This window comes from Streptomyces sp. NPDC127108, assembly GCF_042677545.1.
GTDB lineage: Bacteria > Actinomycetota > Actinomycetes > Streptomycetales > Streptomycetaceae > Streptomyces.
Window position 1 is genome coordinate 1 of sequence record NZ_JBHXTE010000101.1, and the last position, 3,547, is coordinate 3,547.

Consider the following 3,547-nt stretch of genomic DNA (forward strand, 5'->3'; position numbering starts at 1 on the left):
CGGTGCGGCGCGCCTCCCCCCCCCCGCGCGCGGGCGGTCCGCCCCGCGGCGGACCCCGCTGGGGCGGGCCGCGGGCGCCCCCCCCCCCGGTTTCGGGAAGGGGCGGGACTGGGGAAGGCCCCGCAGGGATCCCAAGCCGCACCCGACACCTCCGGCGCACTGCGCGCCAGGGCCAACACAGCCTCCAGATCGCACCCGTCCCGCACCTGCGAGGCCAGCGCAGCCACAGAGGCCAAGGCCTCGGCCCGCCGCTCGGCGACAGGCACAAGCCCCAAGTGCCGCGAGGGCGCCCGAACCTGAGGCACCCGCCGCAGCGCACCCAGCACCGGCACCCCGGACGAATCCAACGCCTCCCGCAACAACTCCTCGTGCCGATCCGACCCCACCTTGTTGAGGATCACCCCGCCGACCCGCACCTCCGGATCCCACGAGGCGAACCCGTGCACCAGCGCGGCCACGGACCGCGACTGCGACGAGGCGTCGACGACGAGCACCACAGGAGCCCGCAGCAGCTTCGCCACATGGGCGGTGGACGCCAGCTCCCCCTGCCCGGCCGCCCCGTCGTACAGCCCCATGACGCCCTCGACGACGGCGAGATCGCACCCGGCGGCACCGTGCGCGAACAGCGGGGCGACCAGCTCGGGACCGCACAGATAGGCGTCCAGGTTCCGCCCGGGCCGCCCGGTGGCGAGGGAGTGGTACCCGGGGTCGATGTAGTCGGGCCCGACCTTGTGCGGGGACACGGCGAGCCCGGCCTCCGCGAAGGCGGCCATGAGCCCGGTCGCGACCGTCGTCTTCCCGCTCCCGGAAGACGGCGCCGCGACGACGACACGCGCTACCACTCGATGCCCCGCTGCCCCTTCTGACCGGCGTCCATCGGGTGCTTGACCTTGGACATGTCGGTGACGAGGTCGGCGTACTCCAGGAGCTGCTCAGGGGCGTTGCGCCCGGTGATCACCACGTGCTGGGTCCCGGGCCGCTCGCGCAGCACGGACACGACCTCCTCGACGTCGATCCACCCCCAGTGCAGGAGGTAGGCGAACTCGTCGAGCACGTAAAGGCGGTACGTCTCGGCGGCGAGGTCACGCTTGACCTGCTCCCAGCCCTCGCGGGCCTTCTCCTCGTTGGTCTGCTCGCCCTCGGCGGGGGCGCGCTGGATCCACGACCAGCCCTCGCCCATCTTGTGCCAGTCGACGGACCCGCCCTGCTCGCTGGCGCCGAGCACCCGCAGCGCGTTCTCCTCGCCGACCTTCCACTTCGCCGACTTCACGAACTGGAACACACCGATCGGCCACCCCTGATTCCAGGCCCGCAGCGCGAGCCCGAAGGCGGCGGTCGACTTTCCCTTTCCGATGCCGGTGTGCACGACGACGAGCGGCCGATTGCGCCGCTGACGCGTCGTGAGCCCGTCATCGGGCACGACACTGGGCTGTCCCTGCGGCATCAGGCAATCCTCCTCGCGGGGCCGTACGACCCCTGAACGTCCTTCACGAGCCCGGCGATCGAGTCCGCCCGCAGCCCGTCCAGCGTCACCGCGGTCCCGCCGAGCTCCCCGGCCAACTGCCCCGCGAGCCCGAGCCGCACCGGCCCCGACTCGCAGTCCACGACCACCGAGGCCTGCCCCTCGGCGGCGAAGAGCCGCGCGGCACGCCCGGCCCGCTCGACCGGCTCCACACCCCCGGTGGCCCGGCCGTCGGTCACCACGACCACCAGCGGCCGCCGCGCGGGATCCCGCAGCCGCTCCACCCGCAGCACCTCGTGGGCGCGCAGCAGCCCGGCCGCGAGTGGCGTACGCCCGCCCGTCGGCAGCGACTCCAGGCGCGCCGCCGCCGCGTCCACGGACGACGTGGGCGGCAACGCCACCTCCGCCTCCGTCCCGCGGAACGTCACGAGCCCCACCTTGTCCCGCCGCTGATAGGCGTCGAGGAGCAGCGAGAGCACCGCGCCCTTCACGGCCGTCATCCGCTGCCGCGCCGCCATCGACCCCGACGCGTCCACGACGAACAGCACGAGGTTGCCCTCGCGCCCCTCGCGCGTGGCCTGCCGCAGATCGTCCCTGCGCACCACGAGCCCGCGCCCGGACCGCCCGCGCGCCCGCTGATGGGGCGCGGCGGCCTGCACGGTCGCCGCCAGGTGCAGCTTCGTGAGGGCCCCTCGGGGCCGCCGCGCACCCGTCGTACGCCCGTGCTCGGTCCGCGCCCGGGAACGCCTCCCCGCCGCACCCTCACCGAGACCCGGCACGCTCAGGACCTTCGTCCGGAACGGCTCACCGGCACGCACGGCCTGCTGTTCGCCCGCGCCACCGCCCTGCGGCTGCCCCTCTTCGGAGGCCTCGGGCGTGGCGGCGGTGCCGTCGCCGGACTGCTCGGGACCGGAGTCCGGCGGCGGCTGCCCGCCCCCGCCGTCCGGCCCGCCGCCGTCGGGATCGGGCTCGTCGTCCCCGTCGTTCTCCCCGAACTCCTCCAACGTCTCGTCCAGCTTGTCCTCGTCGAGCCCCGGCGCGTCGAAGGGGTTGCGGCGCCGCCGGTGCGGCAGCGCGAGCAGCGCGGCCTGCCGCACGTCCTCGGCGAGCACGTCCTCGCGCCCCGCCCACGCGGCAAGCGCGGTCGCGGTGCGCGCCATCACGATGTCGGCGCGCATGCCGTCCACTTCGAAGGCCGCACAGGTCGCCGCGATCTGCCGCAGCGCCCCGTCCCCGAGCCGCACCTGCGGCAGCAGCGCACGAGCGGCGACGATCCGCGCCCGTACGACACCCTCCTCGTCGCCCCAGCGCGCCGCGAACCCGTCCGGGTCGTCGTCGTAGGCGAGCCGCCGCCGCACGACCTCCACGCGCTGGTCGGGCTCGCGGGACGCGGCGACCTCGACGGTCAGCCCGAACCGGTCGAGCAACTGCGGCCGCAGCTCGCCCTCTTCGGGGTTCATGGTCCCCACGAGCAGGAACCGAGCCGCGTGCCGCACCGACACGCCCTCGCGCTCGACGTACGAGGCCCCCATGGCGGCCGCGTCGAGCAGCAGGTCGACCAGGTGGTCGTGCAGCAGGTTCACTTCGTCGACGTACAGGATCCCGCGGTGCGCGTCGGCCAGCAGCCCCGGCTCGAACGCCTTCACGCCCTCGGCCAGCGCCCGCTCGATGTCGAGCGCCCCCACGAGCCGGTCCTCCGAGGCCCCGACGGGCAGCTCCACCATGCGCGCGGCCCGAGCGACCCCGCCCCCGGCCTCGTGCGGCCCGTCCGGACACGAGGGATCGGGCGCCCCCGGAGCACACGAGAACCGGCACCCGGCGACGACGTCCACCTCGGGCAGCAGCGCGGAGAGCGCCCGCACGGCGGTGGACTTGGCGGTGCCCTTCTCACCGCGTACGAGCACGCCGCCCACTGCGGGGGAGACGGCGTTGAGGAGCAGGGCGAGCCGCAGGTCGTCCTGGCCGACGAGGGCGGTGAAGGGGTAAGGGGCGGTCATACGGCGTCCTCCAACTGTGCCTCGACGGCAACTATGTGAGCCCGTCCGGCGTTTGAGGACGAGCCGCGGAGCGGCGATACGGGGGTCC

Annotated in this window: 3 protein-coding genes; all 3 read right to left on the reverse strand. The window is 74.8% G+C overall.

Going from position 1 to position 3,547, the window contains the following annotated elements:
• The coding region (locus ACFVHO_RS40440) for a cobyrinate a,c-diamide synthase (RefSeq protein ID WP_385725537.1) at positions 1–842 on the reverse strand (842 nt) is incomplete at its 3' end.
• The gene (gene cobO / locus ACFVHO_RS40445; protein ID WP_385725538.1) at positions 836–1,444 is read right to left on the reverse strand and encodes a cob(I)yrinic acid a,c-diamide adenosyltransferase; all 609 of its coding nucleotides are present in this window, start codon (positions 1,442–1,444) and stop codon (positions 836–838) included. The genes cobO and ACFVHO_RS40440, both read right to left, overlap by 7 nt.
• Positions 1,444–3,459: a putative cobaltochelatase gene (locus tag ACFVHO_RS40450; protein WP_385725539.1), complete on the reverse strand. Its 2,016-nt coding sequence runs from the start codon at positions 3,457–3,459 to the stop codon at positions 1,444–1,446. Before ACFVHO_RS40450 ends, cobO begins: the two co-directional genes overlap by 1 nt.
• Between the last annotated feature and the right edge of the window lie 88 nt (positions 3,460–3,547).

Coding starts and splice junctions, on each gene's coding strand:
- cobO (WP_385725538.1), bottom strand. CDS start 1,444: ATGCCGCAGGGACAGCCCAGTGTCGTGCCCGATGACGGGCTCACGACG.
- ACFVHO_RS40450 (WP_385725539.1), bottom strand. CDS start 3,459: ATGACCGCCCCTTACCCCTTCACCGCCCTCGTCGGCCAGGACGACCTG.